This window comes from Streptococcus sanguinis SK1 = NCTC 7863 (assembly GCF_000194945.1).
GTDB classification, from domain to species: domain Bacteria; phylum Bacillota; class Bacilli; order Lactobacillales; family Streptococcaceae; genus Streptococcus; species Streptococcus sanguinis.
The window spans coordinates 34,325-56,015 of sequence record NZ_GL878508.1; the positions used below are offsets into that span (position 1 = coordinate 34,325).

General features: G+C 43.1%; 21 protein-coding genes and 1 pseudogene. 19 read left to right on the forward strand and 3 right to left on the reverse strand.

Translation table 11 applies throughout. The features are described 5' to 3' along the window. The 5 genes from pgsA (at nt 1) to HMPREF9378_RS04335 (ending at nt 3,781) form a co-directional block, all read left to right on the forward strand. Complete coding sequence (gene pgsA, locus HMPREF9378_RS04355; protein WP_002899412.1) at nt 1-540, forward strand: CDP-diacylglycerol--glycerol-3-phosphate 3-phosphatidyltransferase; 540 nt, start codon at nt 1-3, stop codon at nt 538-540. Between the two features lies 1 nt (nt 541). After that, entirely contained in the window at nt 542-1,378 is an 837-nt protein-coding gene (locus HMPREF9378_RS04350) for an energy-coupling factor ABC transporter ATP-binding protein (RefSeq protein WP_002913897.1), read from the forward strand. Further along, nucleotides 1,354-2,193 carry an energy-coupling factor ABC transporter ATP-binding protein gene (locus tag HMPREF9378_RS04345; RefSeq protein WP_002899539.1) on the forward strand — a complete coding sequence of 280 codons (840 nt, stop codon included), beginning with the start codon at nt 1,354-1,356 and terminating at the stop codon, nt 2,191-2,193. The genes HMPREF9378_RS04350 and HMPREF9378_RS04345 overlap by 25 nt, the downstream gene beginning before the upstream one ends. Continuing rightward, nucleotides 2,186-2,980, forward strand: a complete 795-nt coding sequence (locus HMPREF9378_RS04340; RefSeq protein WP_002899540.1) for an energy-coupling factor transporter transmembrane component T family protein — start codon at nt 2,186-2,188, stop codon at nt 2,978-2,980. Before HMPREF9378_RS04345 ends, HMPREF9378_RS04340 begins: the two co-directional genes overlap by 8 nt. Nucleotides 2,981-3,190: 210 nt before the next feature. After that, nucleotides 3,191-3,781, forward strand: a complete 591-nt coding sequence (locus HMPREF9378_RS04335) for a LysM peptidoglycan-binding domain-containing protein (RefSeq protein WP_002894257.1) — start codon at nt 3,191-3,193, stop codon at nt 3,779-3,781. 133 nt (nt 3,782-3,914) lie between these two features. Here HMPREF9378_RS04335 and HMPREF9378_RS04330 read toward each other — a convergent pair whose 3' ends face one another. From HMPREF9378_RS04330 to sdaAB, 3 genes are read right to left on the reverse strand one after another with little or no spacing between them, the layout of a single operon-like run. Continuing rightward, nucleotides 3,915-4,562 (reverse strand): HAD family hydrolase, encoded by a 648-nt coding sequence (locus HMPREF9378_RS04330; RefSeq protein ID WP_002899541.1) that lies wholly within the window; start codon nt 4,560-4,562, stop codon nt 3,915-3,917. Between the two features lie 51 nt (nt 4,563-4,613). Beyond that, entirely contained in the window at nt 4,614-5,486 is an 873-nt protein-coding gene (gene sdaAA / locus HMPREF9378_RS04325; protein WP_002899542.1) for an L-serine ammonia-lyase, iron-sulfur-dependent, subunit alpha, read from the reverse strand. A gap of 8 nt (nt 5,487-5,494) precedes the next feature. Continuing rightward, nucleotides 5,495-6,166 carry an L-serine ammonia-lyase, iron-sulfur-dependent subunit beta gene (gene sdaAB, locus HMPREF9378_RS04320; protein WP_002899544.1) on the reverse strand — a complete coding sequence of 224 codons (672 nt, stop codon included), beginning with the start codon at nt 6,164-6,166 and terminating at the stop codon, nt 5,495-5,497. A 274-nt stretch (nt 6,167-6,440) separates the two neighbouring features. Between sdaAB and mnmA the strand changes: the two genes are divergently transcribed. The 14 genes and pseudogenes from mnmA (at nt 6,441) to HMPREF9378_RS04255 (ending at nt 21,592) form a co-directional block, all read left to right on the forward strand. After that, nucleotides 6,441-7,586: a tRNA 2-thiouridine(34) synthase MnmA gene (mnmA, locus tag HMPREF9378_RS04315; protein WP_223330917.1), complete on the forward strand. Its 1,146-nt coding sequence runs from the start codon at nt 6,441-6,443 to the stop codon at nt 7,584-7,586. A gap of 137 nt (nt 7,587-7,723) precedes the next feature. Next, on the forward strand, nt 7,724-9,631 hold the full coding sequence (mnmG, locus tag HMPREF9378_RS04310; RefSeq protein ID WP_032909609.1) for a tRNA uridine-5-carboxymethylaminomethyl(34) synthesis enzyme MnmG: 1,908 nt from the start codon (nt 7,724-7,726) through the stop codon (nt 9,629-9,631). A gap of 187 nt (nt 9,632-9,818) precedes the next feature. After that, entirely contained in the window at nt 9,819-11,810 is a 1,992-nt protein-coding gene (locus HMPREF9378_RS04305) for a DHH family phosphoesterase (RefSeq protein WP_023917142.1), read from the forward strand. Next, the gene (gene rplI, locus HMPREF9378_RS04300) at nt 11,807-12,259 is read left to right on the forward strand and encodes a 50S ribosomal protein L9 (RefSeq protein WP_002899550.1); all 453 of its coding nucleotides are present in this window, start codon (nt 11,807-11,809) and stop codon (nt 12,257-12,259) included. Before HMPREF9378_RS04305 ends, rplI begins: the two co-directional genes overlap by 4 nt. 26 nt (nt 12,260-12,285) lie before the next feature. Next, a complete protein-coding gene (dnaB, locus tag HMPREF9378_RS04295; RefSeq protein ID WP_002894241.1) occupies nt 12,286-13,641 on the forward strand; it encodes a replicative DNA helicase in 1,356 nt (451 codons plus the stop codon). A 2-nt stretch (nt 13,642-13,643) separates the two neighbouring features. Next, a complete protein-coding gene (locus HMPREF9378_RS04290; RefSeq protein WP_002894239.1) occupies nt 13,644-13,919 on the forward strand; it encodes a Veg family protein in 276 nt (91 codons plus the stop codon). 96 nt (nt 13,920-14,015) lie between these two features. Continuing rightward, nucleotides 14,016-14,645 (forward strand): annotated as a pseudogene (locus tag HMPREF9378_RS0110950) (HAD family hydrolase). A 268-nt stretch (nt 14,646-14,913) separates the two neighbouring features. After that, on the forward strand, nt 14,914-15,693 hold the full coding sequence (locus HMPREF9378_RS04285; protein ID WP_169449403.1) for an ABC transporter permease: 780 nt from the start codon (nt 14,914-14,916) through the stop codon (nt 15,691-15,693). 44 nt (nt 15,694-15,737) lie between these two features. Continuing rightward, nucleotides 15,738-16,736 carry an ABC transporter substrate-binding protein gene (locus HMPREF9378_RS04280; protein WP_032909456.1) on the forward strand — a complete coding sequence of 333 codons (999 nt, stop codon included), beginning with the start codon at nt 15,738-15,740 and terminating at the stop codon, nt 16,734-16,736. Then, nucleotides 16,736-17,458: an ABC transporter ATP-binding protein gene (locus HMPREF9378_RS04275; protein ID WP_002899560.1), complete on the forward strand. Its 723-nt coding sequence runs from the start codon at nt 16,736-16,738 to the stop codon at nt 17,456-17,458. Before HMPREF9378_RS04280 ends, HMPREF9378_RS04275 begins: the two co-directional genes overlap by 1 nt. Nucleotides 17,459-17,719: 261 nt before the next feature. Beyond that, complete coding sequence (gene rpsD / locus HMPREF9378_RS04270) at nt 17,720-18,331, forward strand: 30S ribosomal protein S4 (protein ID WP_002899562.1); 612 nt, start codon at nt 17,720-17,722, stop codon at nt 18,329-18,331. A 199-nt stretch (nt 18,332-18,530) separates the two neighbouring features. Then, a complete protein-coding gene (locus HMPREF9378_RS04265) occupies nt 18,531-19,562 on the forward strand; it encodes an NAD-dependent epimerase/dehydratase family protein (protein ID WP_002899564.1) in 1,032 nt (343 codons plus the stop codon). Continuing rightward, on the forward strand, nt 19,537-20,364 hold the full coding sequence (locus tag HMPREF9378_RS04260; protein WP_002899565.1) for an MBL fold metallo-hydrolase: 828 nt from the start codon (nt 19,537-19,539) through the stop codon (nt 20,362-20,364). Before HMPREF9378_RS04265 ends, HMPREF9378_RS04260 begins: the two co-directional genes overlap by 26 nt. Further along, on the forward strand, nt 20,333-21,592 hold the full coding sequence (locus HMPREF9378_RS04255; protein ID WP_002899567.1) for a F390 synthetase-related protein: 1,260 nt from the start codon (nt 20,333-20,335) through the stop codon (nt 21,590-21,592). Before HMPREF9378_RS04260 ends, HMPREF9378_RS04255 begins: the two co-directional genes overlap by 32 nt. Nucleotides 21,593-21,691 lie beyond the last annotated feature (99 nt).

The following is a 21,691-nucleotide window of genomic DNA, read 5'->3' on the forward strand; positions in this document are numbered from 1 at the left end:
ATGAAAAAAGAAAATATTCCAAACGCCTTAACTCTTGTCAGGATTGCTTTAATCCCTGTATTTGTTGTGATTTTAACATTCGGTCATTCTTACACCATGCATATCTTGGCAGCTTTTATCTTTGCTTTTGCCAGTATAACTGATTATCTGGATGGTTATTTGGCTCGAAAGTGGGAAGTTGTAACAAATTTTGGTAAATTTGCTGATCCCATGGCTGATAAGCTTTTAGTGATGTCTGCTTTTATCATGTTGATCGAGATGAAAATGGCTCCTGCCTGGGTTGTGGCTATTATTATTTGCCGGGAATTGGCAGTAACAGGTCTACGCTTGCTTTTAGTGGAAACAGGCGGTACAGTCTTAGCGGCTGCTATGCCTGGTAAAATCAAGACCTTCACGCAGATGTTTGCTATTATTTTTCTACTGATTCATTGGACTCTCTTAGGGCAAATCCTTCTGTACATCGCTTTAATCTTTACGATTTATTCTGGATATGACTACTTCAAGGGAAGTGCCTATCTCTTTAAAGATACCTTTAAATAATATGGAAAATATCATCGAAGTAAGAAATCTTAAGTACAAATACGATAGTGAGTCTGAGAATTACACTTTAAACGATGTCTCCTTTCAGGTAAAAAAAGGGGAATGGCTGTCTATTGTCGGTCATAATGGCAGTGGAAAATCAACCACAGTTCGTTTGATTGACGGTCTTTTAGAAGCGGAAAGCGGAGATATTATTATCTCAGGCGATAAGCTGACAGCTGAAAACGTCTGGGAAAAGCGTCGACAGATTGGCATGGTATTCCAAAATCCAGATAATCAGTTTGTCGGTGCAACTGTAGAAGACGATGTAGCCTTTGGTTTGGAAAATCAAGGGCTGGACTATGATCTGATGGTAGAGCGAGTCCAGCAGGCATTAGAGTTTGTCGGCATGCAGGATTTTAAGGAGCGTGAACCAGCTCGTCTTTCTGGAGGCCAGAAACAGCGGGTAGCTGTTGCAGGTGTCGTAGCTCTAAGACCGGATATTATTATTTTGGATGAAGCAACTAGCATGTTGGATCCAGAGGGGCGTTTGGATCTTATCCAGACCGTGAAAAAAATTAAAGATGGTAATCAGCTGACCGTCATTTCTATCACTCATGACCTGGATGAAATAGCCTTAAGCGACCGTGTTTTGGTCATGAAAGAGGGTCAGGTTGAATCTACTGCTACCCCGAGAGAACTTTTTTCTCGAGAAGATTTGGAAGAGCTAGGATTGGATCAGCCATTTGTTAATCAGGTAAAGGCGGCTTTGCGTCAGTCAGGGCTTCCTCTGCCAGACTCTTACTTAACAGAAAAAGAATTGCAGGATCAACTATGGGTATTACTCTCAAAAATGTAAGTTATACTTATCAAGCTGGTACTCCTTTTGAGGGACCAGCGCTTTTTGGAGTGGATTTGGAGATAAAATCCGGCAGCTATACCGCTCTTATCGGTCATACAGGCAGTGGTAAGTCAACCATTCTCCAGCTTTTAAATGGCTTGCTGGTTCCCAATCAGGGCAGTGTTGAAGTAGGCAGTACAGTCATCACAGCTGATTCTGTCAATAAAGACATTAAACAGGTGCGCAAGAAGGTCGGTCTAGTCTTTCAATTTCCGGAAAGTCAAGTTTTTGATGAAACAGTTTTGAAAGATGTGGCTTTTGGTCCTCAGAATTTTGGTGTTTCTAAGGAAGAAGCGGAAGCTTTGGCGCGTAAAAAGCTACACTTGGTCGGGATTTCTGAGGATTTGTTCAATCGCAGTCCTTTCGAACTTTCTGGTGGCCAGATGCGTAGGGTAGCCATCGCTGGTATACTAGCCATGGAGCCCGATATCTTGGTTTTGGACGAGCCGACAGCAGGACTTGATCCATTTGGTCGAAAAGAACTGATGAGGCTCTTTGAAGAGCTGCATCGTGCCGGTATGACCATTGTTTTGGTAACACACCTAATGGATGATGTAGCCAACTTTGCTGATACAGTCTATGTTTTAGATAAGGGCAGAGTAGTCAAGAGCGGTCAGCCTGCTCAGGTCTTTCAAGATCTTGATTTTATGGAGAGTATTCAATTGGGTGTTCCTAAGATTACAAAATTTGCTCACGAATTGGCGGAGAAAGGGATGAATTTCTCGCATTATCCTATTACAATTGAAGAATTCAAGGAGATCTTGCATGGATAAGTTGATTTTAGGTCGCTATATTCCCGGAAATTCAATCATCCATCGTTTGGATCCGCGGAGCAAGTTGCTGGCGATGTTTCTTTTTATTCTATTAATTTTCTGGGCTAATAATCTTGTGACCAATCTGCTGTTGTTTGTTTTCGTTTTTAGTCTGGTCTTGCTGTCTAAGGTTCCTTTGAAGTTCTTTTTAAAGGGTATCCAGTCTATGGTGTTTATCATAGCTTTTACCACCTTGTTCCAGCTGTTTTTGACCTCGGGAGGGGCCACAATCTTCCGATTCGCTTTTATCAGAATTACAGAACTAGGACTGTCACAGGCTGGCATTATTTTTAGCCGCTTTATTCTGATTATTTTCTTTTCTACTCTTCTGACTCTGACAACGACACCCTTAAGCTTGTCTGATGCCGTGGAGTCTTTGCTGAAACCTCTAAAGGTTTTCAAGGTGCCAGCACATGAGATTGGCCTGATGCTTTCTATGAGCCTGCGCTTCGTTCCAACTTTGATGGATGATACTACTCGGATTATGAACGCCCAGAGGGCGCGTGGTGTTGACTTTGGCGAGGGAAAACTTGTTCAAAAGGTTAAATCTATTATTCCCATTCTAATCCCTTTATTTGCTTCCAGTTTTAAAAGGGCGGATGCTCTAGCTATTGCCATGGAAGCGCGCGGCTATAATGGAGGTGAAGGTCGGACACGTTTTCGCCGTTTGGCATGGAAAAGAAATGACAGCCTGGCTATTATTAGCTTACTTATATTTGGTATTCTACTTTATATATTGAAAAACTGACCTGCTGTTTAAAGTGTTTTTAGAGAATAGTATAAGTTAAACTTGTCTATTTTTTACTTGGTCAAAGAAAATATTTGGCAAAAAAGCTCTAAAAGTCTGTTTTTAACGTCTAAACTAAATGTTCTTGTAACGTTTGACTTGGTAATGTAACTTTTTGGTAATATTTTATGTGTAAGATAGTATTATCACCGAAAGGAGAATTACTTTTTAATGAACAAAAAAACAGCAAAATGGACTTTAACAGGTGCAGTCGCTGCAGCGGCTTTCTTGGTTTCAGGTATTGCAAATGCTGAGACCTATACAGTTGAAGCCGGTGATACTTTATCAGCTATTGCTAACGAAAAAAATACAACTCTTGAGAAATTAGTAGAGTTAAACAAAATTGCAGATCCAAATCACATCCGTGTTGGTCAAATCTTGGAACTTGGAAATAGTGCCAAAACGTCTGAAACAAGCGTAGCAGCAACTGCAACTCCCGTAAATAATTATGCAGCACCTGCAGCAACAGCTAATTCAGCAGCAACTTCAGGAGGCCTTGTACTTAGCAATGGTAATACCGCTGGTGCAACTGGTTCTTATGCAGCATCACGTATGGCAGAAATGACTGGTGTTCCTGCATCAACTTGGGAAGCTATTATTGCCCGTGAATCAAATGGTCAAGTAGATGCTTACAACCCTTCAGGTGCTAGTGGTCTTTTCCAAACGATGCCAGGTTGGGGATCAACAGCTACTGTTGATGATCAAATTCAATCAGCATATAGTGCCTACAGTGCTCAAGGACTTTCAGCTTGGGGCTATTAAGATAGAAATAAAAAAACCACAGAAATCTGTGGTTTTTTAGTTTACATAAAATTGACAATTTATAAGCAGAAAATGATAGTGTAGATAAAGATTTAAAGGTAACAATCTTATCTATATTGACAGCTGTGTAAAGTTATGAAAAGTGTTCTTTCAATATTTTTAAAATGTAGTTAGGAGAATTAGCTAGCAAATCTGCTCCATTTTCTAGCAACTCTTTTTGGCTGCCAAAGCCCCAAAGGACTCCTAAAGTTGAGATTCCTACTTCTTTACCGCCAATCATATCAAACTTTGTATCACCTATGATTATGGTTTCTTCTGGATTTGCATCCAGTGTTCGCAGAGCTCGGCGCAGAACATCTGCTTTGTGGAACGAATCAGGAAGTGAGCCAAAAATATCATCAAATTGGTCAGAGATAGCTAGATTTGCTAATAAATCTTGTGCTGTGGGTTGATTTTTACTCGTTGTTACATAAATCTGATAGCCGGCTTCTTTTAACTGTGTCAGCAATTCTGGTATCCCTTCATAGAGGCGAACGCCCCAGATGCCTTTTTCCTTATAGAAGCTGCGATAATAGTTAATTGCTTCTGGGACTTGGCTTTCTTCAAGAACAGAAGCGAAGCTTACTTCCAGAGGCGGCCCCATAAAACTTTTGATAATACTTTCTTCAGGGCACTCTTTTCCAAGTTGTTTAAAACTGTATTCAAAGGATTTTTGGATGCCCTTTGAACTGTCAACTAAAGTTCCATCCAAATCAAAGAAGATATATTTCAAATGGCTCATTTTGTCTCCTTGTTTACTATCTAGTAAATCTACTTGACAAATTTGTCAAGGTTATTCTCCAAAGATTTCTTTTGAAAGTCTGCGGCCTGTAGGTGTTGTAGCTAGACCGCCTTCAGCTGTTTCTCTGAAAGCAGTAGGCAGACTTGACCCAACTTGATACATGGCGTCAATGACTTCGTCAACAGGAATTTTAGACTCGATTCCTGCAAGGGCCATATCGGCTGCAATAAAGGCATAACTGGCTCCCATAGCATTTCGCTTGACACAAGGTACTTCCACCAGTCCAGCTACTGGATCGCAAATTAAACCCAACATGTTTTTGATGACAAAACAAATAGCTTGACTAGCTTGAAAAGGTGAGCCTCCAGCAGCCAGAACTAAAGCAGCTGCACTCATAGCTGAAGCGGAGCCGACCTCAGCTTGACAGCCACCTTCAGCACCCGAAATTGAGGCGTTATTGGCAATGACTAGGCCAAAAGCGCCTGCAGCTAATAGAAAGTTTAGCTGTTCTTCTTCTGAGAGTCCTAATTTTTCGATAGCTGATGTAAGGACAGCAGGCAGACAGCCAGCGCTACCGGCTGTTGGTGTAGCACAAACCAAGCCCATTTTAGCATTGTGCTCATTGACAGCAATAGCATTTTTTGCAGCAGTCAGCACAGTGTGGTCTGATAAAGCCTTTCCTGACTGGATATAATGGTCAAGTTTAGCTGCGTCTCCACCAGTCAATCCGCTGCGAGACTTGCTCTCATCGAGTCCAAGAAGGACAGAGGCTTTCATGACTTCCAGATTGCGATGCATTAGCCGCAGGACTTCATCTCTTTCACGACCAGTCAATTCATACTCGGTAGCAATCATCAATTCAGCAACATTTCCTTGGTAATCCAAGTCAGCTTGCTCTACCAATTCTTTGATGGAATAAAACATATTTTCTCCTATTTAAAGAAATTCACATTATGCAGATGAGGAATATTGCGAATTTCATCAATAGCTTCCTCACAGCTTCGGCTGTCAACTTCAATAATCATAATCGCTTTTTCCCCAGCCTTCTCACGGGTGACATTCATCTGAGCTATATTGATATTGTAGCGTGACAGAGCTTCGGTGACATGGGCAATCATACCTGGGACATCCTGGTGGACAATAATAATGGTCGGAGTATTCATACTCAGAGATACTGAAAAGCCATTCAACTCTGTTACTTGAATGTTGCCGCCACCGATAGAGACTCCAGTCACACTGATTGTTTTATGGTCATTTTTGATTGTAATCTTTGTCGTATTGGGGTGGGGAGCATTGCTATCCTTTTGAATGGTCCAGACAATCTTGATATCGCGTTTATGGGCGATTTCAAGACTGTTAGGAATCTCTGGATCATCTGTATCCATACCTAAAATCCCTGCTACAAGAGCCAAGTCAGTTCCGTGACCTCGGTAAGTTTTGGCAAAAGAGTTAAAGAGCTGGAATTCTACTTCTGTAGGCTCATCGTTAAAAATAGAGGAGACAATTTTTCCGATACGGACGGCACCTGCTGTATGACTGCTTGATGGGCCTATCATAACGGGTCCGATAATATCAAAAACAGATTGAAATCTTAGTGAAGTCATGATTTCTCCTTGCGGCTAATTTATTATTTTCATTATAACAAAGTTAAGGGCTTTCTGCTGATTTTTTAAATTAATTAAAAGTGGATATTATAAAATTTCGTTAGATAGGAAAGTAAACGAGAAAATCAATAACTTTACAACGTTGTAAATATTCTTTACAGATAATAAATTTAGTTGAATTTCTGATTTGTTTTCCTAGTCCTTTCGTGCTATAATAGGCCTTGCTCAAGCGACCTTCAATCGTTGAAAGCACAGCACGACCTTCAATCGTGAAATAACGAAAAGATGGGAGAACACAATGAGTGATAACTCTAAGACTCGTGTCGTTGTTGGTATGAGCGGAGGCGTCGATTCATCAGTAACTGCTTTGCTCTTGAAAGAGCAAGGTTACGATGTGATTGGCATCTTCATGAAAAACTGGGACGACACAGATGAATTTGGTGTCTGCACAGCCACAGAAGACTACAAGGATGTAGCAGCTGTTGCAGACCAGATTGGCATTCCTTACTACTCTGTCAACTTTGAGAAAGAGTACTGGGATCGCGTTTTTGAATACTTCTTGGCGGAATACCGAGCTGGTAGGACTCCAAATCCAGATGTCATGTGTAACAAGGAAATCAAGTTTAAAGCCTTCCTTGACTATGCCTTGACACTGGGTGCAGATTACGTTGCAACAGGTCACTATGCTCAGGTGAAGAGAGACAAAGATGGTCTTGTTCATATGTTGCGTGGCAAGGACAATAATAAGGATCAGACTTACTTCCTAAGCCAATTATCACAGGAACAACTGCAAAAGACTATGTTTCCTCTGGGTCATTTAGAAAAACCAGAAGTTCGAGCAATTGCTGAAAGAGCTGGTTTGGCTACAGCTAAGAAAAAAGACTCGACAGGTATTTGCTTCATTGGTGAGAAGAATTTTAAAGAATTTCTGAGTCAATATTTACCAGCCCAGCCTGGTCGCATGATGACTATGGAAGGCAGAGATATGGGCCAGCATGCTGGCTTGATGTATTATACCATTGGACAGCGAGGTGGTCTTGGAATTGGTGGTCAGCATGGTGGAGATAATGAGCCTTGGTTTGTGGTTGGAAAAGATCTCAGCCAAAATATTCTTTACGTAGGTCAGGGCTTTTATCATGACAATTTGATGTCAACCAGCCTTGACGCTAGTCAGGTTCATTTCACAAAAGAAATGCCAGAAGAATTTACTATGGAATGTACAGCTAAGTTCCGTTATCGTCAGCCAGATTCTAAGGTGACAGTTACTGTAAAGGGTGACAAGGCTGTTGTCAACTTCGATCAACCGCAAAGGGCTGTTACTCCAGGTCAAGCAGTTGTCTTCTATGATGGCGATGAGTGCCTGGGTGGAGGCTTGATTGACAGAGCTTATAAGAATGGTCAAGTCTTGCAGTACATTTAGATTGACAATTCAGCTCAATCTGCTAAAATAAGATAAGCAATACCTATGATGGTCAAAGCTCATGGATGTTGCAGGCTTTTTTGTCCTGCACTTCTAGAGACTTGGCCTTTTTTGGTGAAAAAATGAAGGAAAAAGAAATGTCACACAATTTTACTGAAAGTTATGATATTATCGTGATTGGAGCAGGACATGCTGGGGTTGAGGCATCGCTGGCTGCTAGTCGAATGGGTTGTAAGGTTCTTTTGGCAACCATCAATATTGAGATGCTGGCTTTTATGCCCTGCAATCCCTCTATAGGAGGCTCTGCGAAAGGCATTGTCGTCCGTGAAGTAGATGCTTTGGGCGGAGAGATGGCCAAGAATATTGACAAGAGCTATATCCAGATGAAGATGCTCAATACAGGCAAAGGACCTGCAGTTCGGGCTCTTAGGGCCCAGGCGGATAAGGAAGTCTACTCCAAAGAAATGCGGAAGACTGTCGAAAATCAAGAAAATCTGACCTTGCGGCAAACTATGATTAATGAAATCTTGGTAGAAGACGGTAAAGTAATTGGAGTTAAGACAGCGACCCATCAGGAGTATGCAGCTAAAGCCGTCATTGTTACGACTGGAACAGCCTTGCGGGGAGAAATTATCATTGGTGATCTCAAGTATTCATCTGGTCCTAACCATAGTCTAGCAGCCATTCCTTTAGCAGATAATCTGAGGGATCTAGGTTTTGAAATTGGTCGTTTTAAAACCGGAACGCCTCCGCGTGTCAAGGCGTCATCTATCAATTATGATGTGACCGAGATTCAGCCAGGTGATGAAAAGGCCAATCATTTCTCTTACACGTCTCGTGATGAGGACTATGTGAAAGATCAAGTGCCTTGCTGGTTGACTTATACCAATGCAGAAAGTCACGAAATTATCCAAAACAACTTGCATCGGGCTCCTATGTTTTCAGGTATCGTTAAGGGTGTGGGCCCTCGCTATTGCCCGTCAATCGAGGATAAGATTGTCCGTTTTGCGGATAAGGAACGCCACCAGCTTTTCTTAGAACCTGAGGGTCGTGATACAGAAGAAGTTTATGTGCAGGGGCTGTCAACTAGTCTGCCAGAAGATGTACAAAAGGACTTGGTTCACTCTATCAAAGGTTTAGAAAATGCTGAGATGATGCGGACAGGCTATGCCATTGAGTACGATATGATTATGCCTCATCAGTTACGGGCAACCTTGGAAACTAAGAAAATTTCAGGGCTCTTTACAGCAGGTCAGACCAATGGGACTTCTGGTTACGAAGAAGCTGCTGGTCAAGGAATTATCGCTGGGATTAATGCGGCATTGAAAATCCAAGGTAAGCCAGAGTTGATTTTGAAGCGTAGTGATGGTTATATTGGAGTCATGATTGATGATTTGGTGACTAAGGGGACGGTAGAACCTTACCGACTCTTGACCAGTCGAGCTGAGTACCGTCTGATTCTCCGTCATGACAATGCAGATATGCGTTTGACAGAGATGGGACGGGAAATTGGTCTGGTAGATGATGAGCGCTGGGCTCGTTTCGAGATTAAAAAGAATCAATTTGACAATGAAATGAAGCGTTTGGAATCGATCAAACTAAAGCCTGTTAAGGAAACAAACGCTAAGGTAGAAGCGCTTGGCTTTAAGCCTCTGACGGATGCAGTGACTGCCAAAGAATTTATGAGACGTCCAGAAGTGTATTATCAAGATGTGGTTCAGTTCATTGGTCCGGCTGCAGAGGAGCTTGATGAAAAGATTATTGAGCTAATTGAGACAGAGATTAAGTATGAAGGCTATATTTCCAAAGCTCTTGATCAGGTTGAAAAGATGAAGCGCATGGAAGAGAAGCGCATTCCAGCTAATATTGACTGGGATGATATTGACTCGATTGCGACAGAAGCACGACAGAAGTTCAAGAAAATCAATCCAGAAACAATTGGTCAGGCTAGTCGTATTTCTGGTGTCAATCCAGCAGATATTTCTATTTTGATGGTTTACCTAGAAGGCAAGTCCAGAAGCATTTCTAAAAATCAAGCGAAGTAACTCTTGTAAAAGGCTTAGTTTCCTTTGGGAAGCAGCCTTTTTGTGTAAGTTTACAAGGGGTTGACAAGATTGTAAACTTTGAAAGACTATTTTTCGCTTCCTTTACCATTGTTAAATGCTTTGATTATTGGGAGAAATTCGCTTTTTTCTAGGATTTATGGTAAAATGGCGGAATAAGAGGTCTATGATGAAAAAATTTCGTTTTGCCCCAATTCACTTGGCGATGGCGGGTCTAATTTCCTTTATAATCTTAGCCATCTGTCTGAGGCTTTTTGGTGATAGTTTGGCCATGCTAGCTGCTCTCATGCTTGTGCTGGCTCTTTTGATTGTGCTTTTTATCCAGCAACAGAGAGTATCCGAGCTAGATGAGATTGAGCAGATTCATTATGTCAATCATCAAGCAGAAGGAAGCCTCGCTTCCTTGCTGGATAAGATGCCAGTTGGTGTCATTAAAATCAGTGAAGATAATGGTGATGTAGAGTGGTTTAATCCCTATGCTGAACTGATTTTTACAACCGAAGATGGTGATTTTGATGCAGATATGCTCAAGAATATCATGAAGGCTGCTTATTCAGACTCTGGTCATTATGCTACGGTTGGAGACAAGAAATATTCAGTTTACTTGGACCGTGCATCCAGTGTGTTTTATTTTTTTGATGCATCCAATGAATACGAAGCCACTGTTGGTCTGGTAACAACGCGCCCTGTGATCGGAATTATCTCGGTGGATAATTATGATGATTTGGAAGATGTCGTTTCAGACACGGATATCAGTCATATCAATAGCTTTGTGGCTAACTTCGTAGCAGAATTTTCTGAGCAGTTTCATATGTTTTACCGTCGGGTTGGCATGGATCGGTTCTATCTTTTTACGGATTACACAGTGCTGGAACAGCTGATGGAAAATAAATTTTCTATCATTGATCAATTCCGGACGGAAGCTAAAAATCGAGAGCTGTCACTGACACTCAGTATGGGCTTTTCTTATGGTGATGGTAATCATGATGAAATCGGTCGGGTTGCCCTGCTTAACCTCAACTTGGCTGAAGTTCGGGGTGGGGATCAAGCTGTCGTCAAAGAAAATAATGACAACATGAACCCAATCTTCTTTGGTGGAGGAACGGCGTCAGCTGTTAAGCGCACGCGTACCCGTACTCGGGCTATGATGACTGCAATCTCTGATAAGATTAAGAGTGTGGATCAGGTCTTTATAGTCGGACATAAAAATCTGGATATGGATGCCTTGGGTTCTTCTCTTGGTATGCAGCTTTTTGCCAGTAATATCATTGAGAAAGCTTATGTGGTTTATGATTCGTCCCAAATGGCTTCTGACATTGAGCGCTCCATTACAAAGCTCCAGCAGGAAGGGGCTGACTATCTGGTGCCGCTTTCTGAAGCAGTAAATATGGTGACCAATCGTTCGCTCTTGATTATGGTTGATCACTCCAAGATTTCTCTGACGCTGTCTAAGGATTTCTTTGATCAATTCAGTCAGATTATCGTAGTGGACCACCATCGCCGTGATGAAGACTTTCCGGAAAATGCTGTGATTGCCTATATCGAAAGTGGGGCTAGCAGTGCCAGTGAGTTGGTAACGGAGCTGATTCAGTTCCAGAATTCTAAAAAGAACCGTCTCAGTAAGATGCAAGCCAGCATTCTCATGGCGGGGATTATGCTTGATACCAAAGGATTTTCATCTCGAGTCACCAGTCGGACCTTTGATGTGGCCAGCTATCTACGAACTCGGGGCAGTGACAGTGTTGTGATCCAGGACATTTCAGCTACGAATTTTGAGGAATATCGTGCGATTAATGAGCTGATTTTAAATGGCAAGAAGATATTGCCTAATGTCATTGTAGCAGCTGGTCCAGAGGAGAACACTTATGATACGGTTGTCATCAGTAAGGCAGCTGATACCATGCTCTCCATGTCAGGAATTGAAGCTACTTTTGTCGTGAGCAAGAATACCAAAGGCTATGTGTCTATTTCGGCTCGCAGTCGTAGCAAGATCAATGTTCAGCGAATTATGGAAAAGCTGGGCGGTGGCGGCCATTTCAATCTGGCTGCAGCTCAAATTGAAGGTAAAACAGTTTCTGAGGTCCTTCAGTCGCTGAATCAAGAAATTATGGACCAAGTCATTAAAGAGGAAGTAATAATAGACGAGGAGAAAAAAGGATGAAAGTAATTTTTTTAGCAGATGTAAAAGGCAAGGGCAAAAAAGGCGAAATCAAGGAAATGCCGACTGGCTATGCTCAAAATTTTCTGATTAAGAAAAATTTAGCCAAGGAAGCAACAGCGCAGGCTATCGGTGAACTGCGCGGCAAGCAAAAGTCCGAAGAAAAAGCCCACGCGGAACTAGTGGCAGAAGCTCAAACTATTAAAGCTAAGTTAGCAGAAGAAGCTACTCTTGTTGAATTTACTGAAAAAGTTGGTCCGGACGGCCGCACCTTTGGCTCTATTACCAGTAAGAAAATAGCAGAAGAGCTGCAGAAGCAGTTTGGCATCAAAATTGACAAACGTCACATTAAGGTGGACTCACCGATTCGTTCCATTGGTCTGATAGATGTTCCAGTGAAAATTTATCAGGATATAACTGGGGTGATTCGTTTGCGGGTTAAAGAAGGATAATAGTGATTTGAAGGAAGGATTTACCGATGGCAGAGATTGATGAACTCCGAGCTCAGCCTCAGGATATTTTAGCGGAGCAGTCCGTCTTAGGAGCCATTTTCATTGATGAGAGCAAACTGGTCTTTGTTCGTGAGTATATCGAGCCTGCTGACTTCTTTAAGTATGCCAATCGCTTGATTTTCAAGGCTATGATTGACTTGGCTGACCGCGGGGATGCCATTGATGCAACGACGGTTCGTAACATTTTAGACAGTCAGGGTGATTTGCAGAATATCGGCGGTCTCAGCTACTTGGTGGAAGTGGTCAATTCTGTTCCAACCTCTGCCAATGCTGAATACTATGCTAAAATCGTTGCAGAGAAGGCCATTCTAAGGCGGCTGATTTCGCGTCTGACAGAGTCTATCAATCAAGCCTACGATGGCGACCGGCTGTCAGAGGAAATTATCGCCGGAGCTGAAAAAGCCCTGATTGATGTCAGTGAGACGGCCAATCGCAGTGGCTTTAAAAATATCCGTGATGTGCTGAATCTTAACTTTGGCAATCTGGAGGCTCGGTCTCTGCAGACATCAGATATCACTGGAATTGCGACTGGCTACCGTGAGCTGGACAAGATGACGACTGGTCTGCATGAGGAAGAATTAATCATTTTGGCGGCCCGGCCAGCGGTCGGAAAGACGGCCTTTGCCCTTAATATCGCTCAGAATATCGGAACCAAGCTAGATAAGACTGTAGCTATTTTCTCTCTGGAAATGGGGGCGGAGAGCTTGGTGGACCGGATGCTGGCTTCAGAAGGGGTGATTAATTCTCATTCCATTCGTACGGGGCAACTGACAGATGAAGAGTGGCAAAAATATACCATTGCGACAGCTAATCTGGCTAACGCTAGTATCTATATTGATGATACACCAGGGATTCGGATTACAGAGATTCGCTCGCGGGCTCGAAAACTGGCTCAGGAAACGGGCAATCTAGGGTTGGTCTTGATTGACTATCTGCAGCTGATTACAGGAACTGGCCGCGAAAACCGTCAACAAGAAGTTTCGGAAATTTCCCGGCAGTTGAAAATCTTGGCGAAGGAGCTCAAGGTGCCGGTCATTGCGTTGAGTCAGCTCTCGCGTGGCGTGGAGCAGCGGCAGGATAAGCGACCGGTGCTGTCTGATATTCGGGAATCAGGTTCCATTGAGCAGGATGCGGATATCGTTGCTTTCCTTTACCGAGATGATTATTATGATCGAGCCGGTGAGGAGGAAGAAGGCATTCCCAACAACAAGGTTGAAGTCATTATTGAGAAAAACCGGAGTGGAGCGCGTGGTACAGTAGAGTTAATTTTCCAGAAAGAGTATAATAAATTCTCAAGTATTTCCAAAAGAGAGGACGAATAAAGATGAGTGATGCATTTACAGATGTGGCAAAAATGAAAAAAATCAAAGAAGATATCAAGGCGCATGAAGGACAAATCGTTGAGATGACGCTGGAAAACGGTCGTAAGCGCCAAAAAAGCAAGCAAGGCCGTCTGATTGAAGTCTATCCGTCTTTGTTTATCGTGGAATATTCCAATGAAGGCGGTCAGCCAGGGGAAATCTCCAATACCTATGTGGAGTCTTATACTTATTCTGACATTTTGACAGAAAAGAACCTCATCCGTTATTTTGATGAATAGAAAGGTCCAGTGGGCCTTTTTACTTATATTTGAAGCAATTCCTCAGTCAAATCGACTTATATAGAGGATGATAAGCAAAGAAAACAGGTGGTCATCATGATTAAAAATTTGGTTTTTGATTTGGGCAATGTTCTGATTGAATGGAATTCTGAGAAAATCTTGACATATTTTGAACCTGAGAAAGAGCGGCGGCAGGTTCTTAGACAGGCCATTTTTGAGTCAGGTGTCTGGCATCAGACGGACAAGGGAGAGCTGAGTTTGAAAGAAGCTTGTGAGGGAGTCCAGACTCAGTTAGATGCTTCCTATCATTCTGCCGTTAAGAATATCTTTTATCATTGGTATGAGGTTGTGCATGTTTACAGTGGTTTACAGGAAAGGATTCGGCTATGGTCTGATCAAGGTTATTGAATCTATATCTTGTCAACCACTTGTGAGATTTTTTATCATATTGAAAAAGCTGGTTTGTTGCCCATTTACCCACTGCTGTCGGGCTATATCCTTTCCTCAGAGGTTGGGGTCGTCAAGCCAGAAGCAGAGATTTACCAAAAGCTGTTGAAAAAATATAATCTGAATCCAGTGGAATCCGTCTTCATTGATGATATTCAGGCTAACTTAGATACGGCAGCTGAATTGGGTTTTGAAACCATCTTATCCACAAGCGAGACAGAGAATATCAGTGCTATGGAGGATTTGCTGGCTGTGAAAGGGAATTTGACTGAGCCATGATTATTTGCTTCACTTATCGTTGAAAAGTAGTGAGTCTGAGCTCCAACCTTGACATTTGCTGATGATTGCGCTATCATAGTCCTATATATGGGAGTCTGTGTACAGTCTGAGAGGAAGTGTAAGCTTCGACCGCACCTGATCTGGGTAATGCCAGCGTAGGAATCATACCGAAAATAGTGGTATTTGTGCGCCTTTTCCATATATGGAAAAGGCCTTTTCTTTTATCATCTTTATCGATGGTAATATCTTGAAGAATTGCAGCACCAAAATGCAGGAAGGGAGGAAAATAGTTCTAATGAAAGCACTACAAAGGCTGATGCGACAGCAAATCGGTCTCTTAGGTATGCTGGGTGTACTTGTCATCTGGCAGGTCATGGGCTGGCTCAAGCTCTTGCCCAAGTTTATCCTGCCGACACCTCTGGAAATCGGTCAGGCCTTTATCAGAGATGCTGGCTTTCTAGCAAGTCATAGCTGGGCGACCTTAAGAGTAGCCTTACTGGGTTTAGTCTTGGGTGTCATCTTGGCCTGTATACTAGCTATACTCATGGACAGCATGAGCTGGCTCAATGATCTGATTTATCCCATGATGGTCGTGGTGCAGACGATTCCGACCATTGCTTTGGCGCCAATCCTGGTTCTTTGGCTGGGTTATGGGATTTTGCCCAAGATTGTGCTGATTATTCTGACGACGACCTTTCCAATTATCGTCAGTATTCTGGATGGTTTTCGGCATTGTGATCGGGATACTCTAACTCTCTTTGAGCTAATGCAGGCCAATCGCTGGCAGATTCTCTGGCATTTTAAGATTCCAGCTAGTCTGCCCTATTTCTATGCGGGCTTGCGCGTCAGTGTTTCCTATGCCTTTATCACGACTGTGGTTTCCGAATGGCTGGGCGGTTTCGAAGGCTTGGGTGTCTATATGATCCAGTCTAAGAAACTTTTCCAGTACGACACCATGTTTGCCATTATTATATTGGTTTCGGTCATCAGTCTTCTGGGGATGAAGCTGGTGGCTGTCAGTGAAAAATATGTCATCAAGTGGAAATAGGAGCTCATCTCTGCTATTTCCCAAAGAAAGAAAAGAGGATAATGATGAAAAAAAGTTATAAAGTGTTGCTGGCAGGCTTGGCTGCCGTGTCAATCATCGGCCTAGCGGCCTGCGGTCAGTCGAAATCTACGTCTGAAAGCAAGGATAAAAAGATTGATTTTATCCTAGACTGGTCACCTAACACCAACCATACCGGCCTCTATGTAGCTCAGGAAAAGGGCTACTTCAAGGAAGCAGGCGTGGATGTGGATATCAAGTTGCCGCCGGAAGATAGCAGTTCGGATCTGATTATCAATGGCAAGGCACCTTTTGGTATTTATTTCCAAGATTCTATGGCTAAAAAACTGGATAAGGGCGCAGAAATCACAGCTGTCGCGGCTATTGTAGAGCATAATACTTCGGGCATTATTTCCAAGAAGTCTGCAGGGATTACAAGTCCTAAGGATCTGGCTGGGAAGAAATATGGTACCTGGAATGATCCAGTGGAGCTAGGCATGCTCAAAACTTTGGTTGAAAGCCAAGGCGGCCAGTTTGATGAGGTAGAAAAGGTTCCCAACAACGATTCCAACTCCATTACGCCGATTGAAAATGGCTTGTTTGATGCTGCGTGGATTTATCATGGCTGGGACGGTATCATGGCTCAAACTCAGGGCATGGACACTAATTTCTTTTACATGAAGGACTATGTCAAGGAGTTTGACTATTATTCTCCAGTCATCATTGCCAATAATGACTATCTGAAGAAGAATCCGGACGAGGCGAAAAAGGTCTTGCAGGCCATCAAAAAGGGCTATCAATATGCCATGGAGCACCCTGAAGAAGCAGCGGATATTTTAATCAAGCATGCGCCAGAGCTGAAAAATAAGCGTAACTTTGTCTTGGCTTCTCAAAAATATTTGTCCGAGCAATATGCATCGGATAAGGACAAGTGGGGTCAGTTTGAGGCTAGCCGCTGGAATGCCTTTTATAAATGGGCCAAGGATAAGGGTATCGTGGACAATGATTTGAGTGACAAGGGATTTAGCAACGATTATATAAAATAATGACAGAAATTAAACTTGAAAATGTAAGCTATGCTTATGATGAGCAGCAGATTTTGAAAGATATCAGCCTACAAGTAGAAGCAGGCCAGGTCGTAGCGATTTTGGGATCAAGCGGAGTCGGGAAAACGACCCTCTTTAACCTCATTGCTGGGATTTTGGAGGTCCAGTCGGGCAGGATTATCCTAGATGGCCAGGAAAATCCCAAGGGCCGGGTGAGTTATATGCTGCAGAAAGACTTGCTGCTGGAGCACAAGACGGTGCTGGGCAATGTCATCTTGCCCCTGCTAATCCGAAAGGTATCCAAAAAGGAAGCAACGGAGCAGGCAACCCAGATTTTGAAGGAGTTCGGGCTCTTTGATGTGGCAGAAAAGTATCCACATGAGCTGAGCGGGGGGATGCGGCAGCGCGTGGCACTGCTACGGACCTATATGTTCGGCCACAAGCTATTTCTTCTAGACGAGGCCTTTAGTGCTTTGGATGAGCTGACCAAGATGGAGCTGCACGCTTGGTATCTGGATATTCACCGTAGGCTAGGTCTGACGACTCTTCTCATTACTCATAGCATCGAGGAAGCTCTGGCTCTCAGTGACCGTATTTATATTCTGAAAAATCGGCCTGGGCAAATTGTTGCAGATCTCCAACTGACTTGGTCAGACAGCGAGGATAAGGAACTGCAGAAGCTGCGATATAAGCAGGAGATTTTAAAGATTTTGGGAGTGTGAAGTAACTGCCTGAATTCCTTTGCTTTCAAGAAACAACTTCAATCAAGCCTTTTGGCTTGATTTTTTGTATGAGCCCCTTTACTTTTGACTTTATTCATGGTACAATAGCCTTTGTGTGAAATAGCAGCAGGAAAGCATGGAGCTCGTCAACAGAACATCAGCTATAAAAGTAGCCTTAGCTGTTTGGGCGAAAATGTTCTGCACGAATCAGGGCTTTCTAAGTGACTATTTCCTCAAAAAATTTTACAGGAGGACATTTTTATGTCACGTTATACAGGACCATCTTGGAAACAAGCTCGTCGTTTGGGTCTTTCTCTTACTGGTACAGGTAAAGAATTGGCTCGCCGTAACTATGTACCTGGTCAACATGGACCAAACAACCGTAGCAAATTGTCAGAATACGGTTTACAATTGGCTGAAAAACAAAAACTTCGTTTCACTTACGGTGTAGGTGAAAAACAATTCCGTAACTTGTTTGTTCAAGCTTCAAAAATCAAAGAAGGAATCCTTGGTTTCAACTTCATGCTTCTCTTGGAGCGTCGCTTGGATAACGTTGTTTACCGTCTTGGTCTTGCGACTACTCGTCGTCAAGCTCGTCAATTCGTAAACCATGGTCACATCCTTGTTGACGGAAAACGCGTTGATATCCCATCATACCGCGTAACTCCAGGTCAAGTGATCTCAGTTCGTGAGAAATCATTGAAAGTGCCTGCAATCCTTGAAGCTGTTGAAGCAACTCTTGGACGTCCAGCATTCGTATCATTCGATGCTGAAAAATTAGAAGGTTCATTGACTCGCCTTCCAGAGCGCGATGAAATCAACCCAGAAATCAACGAAGCACTTATCGTTGAATTCTACAACAAAATGCTTTAATTTGTATTTGTTCAGAGGTCGGTTTCCCGGCTTCTTTTTTATATTCTCAATGAACTAATAGAGCTATTTCCAAGTAAAAAATGTCAGTGGATTGAGACAGCTGTTTTGGGATATTATTTGATTTCTTTCTGCTCCTATCCAATCAGGTGAGACACTCTGTAAAGATTTTTTCCAGCTTTTTTACGGAAGATTTGCTGAAATGGTGTATAATGGGGACAAGACAGAAACAGAAAATTGTATGAAAGGAGTAGCGATGAAGGTTCTAGTGACAGGAGCGACTGGCTTTCTAGGAAAGTATGTTGTTGAAGAGCTGGCTGAACAAGGCTATCAGGTGCGGGCTTTTGGTCGTAATCTGAAGGCTGGTCGGCAGTTAGAAGGTCCTTTAGTAGAGTTTTTTGCTGGGGATTTTACCAGAGAAGAAGAAATTTTTGCAGCCTGCGAAGGAGTGGATGCAGTGGTGCACGCTGGTGCTCTCTCAACGATTTGGGGACCCTGGGAGCAGTTTTATCAGACTAATGTAGTAGGAACCAAGCTGGTTATGGAAGCTTGCCGACATTTTGGAGTGCAAAGACTGGTCTATATTTCCTCCCCAAGTGTTTATGCTGCGGCGCGTGATCAACTCGCTATCAAAGAAGAGGCTACTCCTCAGGAGAATGAGCTGAATTTCTATATCAAAAGCAAGCTCATGGCTGAGCGGATTGTCGGAAGTTATCCTCAAGTTCCATCGGTTATCTTGCGTCCTAGAGGGCTTTTTGGTATTGGAGATACCAGTATCTTTCCTAGGATTCTGCGCTTGAGCCAAAAATTGGCGATTCCACTCATCAGAAATGGCCAGCAAATGATGGATATGACCTGTGTGGAAAATGTGGCCTTTGCTGTTCGACTGGCTTTGGAAATTCCAGAAGCGCAAGGACAAGTTTACAATATTACCAACGGAGAATCCCGTAGTTTCAAGGATATGCTGGATGAAGCTTTAGATGGTTTACAGGTTCGTAAACGTTATGTTAAGTTGCCTGCTGCTTTTCTAGGTATTCTGGCACAGGGATTTGAAAGCTTTTATCGCTTCTTTCATATTGAAAAAGAGCCACCGCTGACTCTTTACACCTATTACTTAATGCGTTATAGTCAAACGCTGGATATATCAGCAGCAGTAAGGGATTTGGGCTATCAACCCAAGTTGACAATCAGTGAAGGGATTGCAAAATATGTCCAACATTACCGAGAAAATTGAGTATCTTCAGCCTGGACGCTGCAGCAGTCACTTGCAGCAAATGTTTAAGGGAGTTGCTAAGAAAAAAATGATTTTTCCAGCTGGTGTTTTCCTCTTGAAGCATCGTGAGAAAGGCTATATTCTCTACGACACTGGCTATTCTCCAGCTATTCTGAAGCCCAATTTTAAATACTGGCTTTATGGTCTGGGAACGCCTGTTGATATGTCAGAAGAGGAGCGTGTAGATCGTCTGCTTGAGCAAAAAGGAATTGCGCCAGAAGATATTTCTTATGTCATCTTGTCGCACTTGCATCCAGATCACATCGGCGGAGCCGCTTTCTTTCCCAAGGCTCGCTTCATTCTGACCAAGACCGTCTTCAAAACGTATCAACATGCCAAGCTTAAGGATTTGATTTTCAAGGAATTTCTTCCGCAGGATTTTGAGAGTCGGTTGGAAGTGGTGGAACCTCAGCAGGTCCAAGCAGCATTCCTCTATCGCAAGACAGTCGACTTGTTTGGGGATGGCAGTATATATCTGGCCTCAGTTGATGGCCATGCCGCTGGTCAAGCTTGTCTCTTTTTGCCAGATTATCATCTGTTTATCGGAGCTGATTTGTGCTGGGGCGTGGATCTGTTGCCGTACACGGAGCAGATGCGTTTCTTGCCGTCACTGATCCAAGATAGCAAGGAAGAATACATAGCCGGTGTGGCACTGCTTCGGCAGTTACTTGCTGTTGGCTATCAGGTGCTAGTCAGTCATGATCCGGCTGAGAGAGCGGAGCAGATTTTGTATGAAACTAGGAACATTTCTAAAAACCTTTAGCGTCATGCGCTGGGGGCATCGATTTAAAGATCGACAGGCATTGGAACGCTATCAAGTCAAGGCTTTAGCAGCTTATCGGGAATTTTTACAGCAGGAATCGCCTTATTTTAAATCAGGCATTCCAGCAGATTTTAAGATGAGTAAGGCCTTTATGATGGAGCATTTCAATGAGCTCAATACTCAGGGACTGGATCGAGATGAGTTGCTAGCCTTGGCACTGGAGAGCGAGAGGACACGTGATTTCAGTCCCATGATAGGAGAAATTGCTGTCGGCTTGTCTTCGGGGACATCCGGTCACCGAGGCTTGTTTTTCACCACTGAAAAGGAGCGCAGTATGTGGGCGGCAGCCATCTTGGGCAAGATGCTGCCTAAAGGCAAACTCTTTGGGCACAAAATTGCCTTCTTTCTTCGGGCAGATAACCAACTCTATCAGACTGTCAATTCAGGCTTGATTTCTCTGGAGTATTTTGATACTTTTCAGGGAGCCGAAGAGCATGTAGAGCGCTTGAATGCTTACCAGCCAACAATTTTGGTAGCGCCAGCGTCAATGCTCTTGGAGTTGGCTAAACAAGTTCAGGCTGGAAATTTACAGATTGCCCCTAGCAAAGTCGTATCAGTGGCAGAAATTTTGGAAGAGCCGGATCGGCAGAGGATTCAAGCAGGATTTGGTCTGAAAAAGGTGGACCAGGTCTACCAAGCGACCGAGGGCTTTCTAGCTTGCACTTGTGTCCATGGGAATCTTCATCTAAACGAAGATATTGTCCATGTAAATAAGTGCTACTTGGACGATAGACGCTTTTATCCAATAATTACGGATTTCAAGCGGACTTCTCAGCCAATTTTTCAATATGAGCTGAATGATATCTTGGTGGAAAATCCTGAACCTTGCCCCTGCGGTTCGGTCTTTACACGGATTGATAGGATTGAGGGGCGCTCGGATGATATTTTCATTTTTGAAAATGCCGCAGGTCAGTCGGTAGAGGTCTTTCCAGACTTTATCCGCCGTTGTCTGCTCTTAGTTGATGGGATTGGAGAATATCAAGTCGCTCAGAAAAAGGACTATTCGCTGACCATTGCTATTGAACATCGCAGTCAGCAGCGAGAAGACGAGATTGTCCAGCAGTTTCAGAACTTAGCGAATGCTAAAGACTTTCTTATGCCGGCTGTTTCTTTTGAAAATTATCAGCGGGACAGAAGCCGTAAGTTGAAACGTATCTATCGGGCTTAAGAATGCTCCAAGTGGAAAAACATATGAATCAGAGGCTGAAGCGCTTTGGCAGTTTACCTAGCTATTGAGCGGCCCCAAGTCTGACAAGAAGGAGTTTAA

Bases quoted from the DNA above. Each gene is read 5' to 3' on its own strand.
- pgsA (WP_002899412.1), top strand. From the start codon at position 1: ATGAAAAAAGAAAATATTCCAAACGCCTTAACTCTTGTCAGGATTGCT.
- HMPREF9378_RS04350 (WP_002913897.1), top strand. From the start codon at position 542: ATGGAAAATATCATCGAAGTAAGAAATCTTAAGTACAAATACGATAGT.
- HMPREF9378_RS04345 (WP_002899539.1), top strand. From the start codon at position 1,354: ATGGGTATTACTCTCAAAAATGTAAGTTATACTTATCAAGCTGGTACT.
- HMPREF9378_RS04340 (WP_002899540.1), top strand. From the start codon at position 2,186: ATGGATAAGTTGATTTTAGGTCGCTATATTCCCGGAAATTCAATCATC.
- HMPREF9378_RS04335 (WP_002894257.1), top strand. From the start codon at position 3,191: ATGAACAAAAAAACAGCAAAATGGACTTTAACAGGTGCAGTCGCTGCA.
- HMPREF9378_RS04330 (WP_002899541.1), bottom strand. From the start codon at position 4,562: ATGAGCCATTTGAAATATATCTTCTTTGATTTGGATGGAACTTTAGTT.
- sdaAA (WP_002899542.1), bottom strand. From the start codon at position 5,486: ATGTTTTATTCCATCAAAGAATTGGTAGAGCAAGCTGACTTGGATTAC.
- sdaAB (WP_002899544.1), bottom strand. From the start codon at position 6,166: ATGACTTCACTAAGATTTCAATCTGTTTTTGATATTATCGGACCCGTT.
- mnmG (WP_032909609.1), top strand. From the start codon at position 7,724: ATGTCACACAATTTTACTGAAAGTTATGATATTATCGTGATTGGAGCA.
- HMPREF9378_RS04305 (WP_023917142.1), top strand. From the start codon at position 9,819: ATGAAAAAATTTCGTTTTGCCCCAATTCACTTGGCGATGGCGGGTCTA.
- rplI (WP_002899550.1), top strand. From the start codon at position 11,807: ATGAAAGTAATTTTTTTAGCAGATGTAAAAGGCAAGGGCAAAAAAGGC.
- dnaB (WP_002894241.1), top strand. From the start codon at position 12,286: ATGGCAGAGATTGATGAACTCCGAGCTCAGCCTCAGGATATTTTAGCG.
- HMPREF9378_RS04290 (WP_002894239.1), top strand. From the start codon at position 13,644: ATGAGTGATGCATTTACAGATGTGGCAAAAATGAAAAAAATCAAAGAA.
- HMPREF9378_RS04285 (WP_169449403.1), top strand. From the start codon at position 14,914: ATGCAGGAAGGGAGGAAAATAGTTCTAATGAAAGCACTACAAAGGCTG.
- HMPREF9378_RS04280 (WP_032909456.1), top strand. From the start codon at position 15,738: ATGAAAAAAAGTTATAAAGTGTTGCTGGCAGGCTTGGCTGCCGTGTCA.
- HMPREF9378_RS04275 (WP_002899560.1), top strand. From the start codon at position 16,736: ATGACAGAAATTAAACTTGAAAATGTAAGCTATGCTTATGATGAGCAG.
- rpsD (WP_002899562.1), top strand. From the start codon at position 17,720: ATGTCACGTTATACAGGACCATCTTGGAAACAAGCTCGTCGTTTGGGT.
- HMPREF9378_RS04265 (WP_002899564.1), top strand. From the start codon at position 18,531: ATGGTGTATAATGGGGACAAGACAGAAACAGAAAATTGTATGAAAGGA.
- HMPREF9378_RS04260 (WP_002899565.1), top strand. From the start codon at position 19,537: ATGTCCAACATTACCGAGAAAATTGAGTATCTTCAGCCTGGACGCTGC.
- HMPREF9378_RS04255 (WP_002899567.1), top strand. From the start codon at position 20,333: ATGAAACTAGGAACATTTCTAAAAACCTTTAGCGTCATGCGCTGGGGG.